Annotated in this window: 1 protein-coding gene; it reads right to left on the bottom strand. The window is 58.2% G+C overall.

All coding sequences use genetic code 11. The features are described 5' to 3' along the window. Positions 1 to 299 (bottom strand): ATP-binding protein (locus ETC02_RS17265; RefSeq protein WP_171698505.1); only part of this gene is annotated, 299 nt, incomplete at both ends.

The raw sequence follows: 299 nt of genomic DNA, 5'->3' as shown, positions 1-299 counted from the left end.
CATGATGCAATCGCTCGATCGCCTGCTGGATTTGGCGGAAGAGATCTACCTTGCGGTACTTCGGTTCCTCTCCTAATCCCAAGGCCAGTCCACGGTAAAAATCCATCACGCCTCCGGTCGATAACGGGAAGTAGACCACATGATACAACGAAGGGGACAACGATTCCTTCCACGCCCGAAGGGCGAACGTCTTGCCCGCCCCCGGCTCTCCGATCAACAGCCCGATCCCCCGGGTTCGTTTCACGTACTCCAGCGCCCGCAACGCTTCCTGAAATGACGCCCCTTGATACGCCTCGGAC

Origin of the sequence: Geobacillus sp. DSP4a, assembly GCF_013096875.1 — a bacterium.
GTDB classification, from domain to species: domain Bacteria; phylum Bacillota; class Bacilli; order Bacillales; family Anoxybacillaceae; genus Geobacillus; species Geobacillus thermophilus.
The sequence above is the reverse complement of the archived record's forward strand: the minus strand, read 5'-3'. Positions and strand labels throughout refer to the sequence as shown.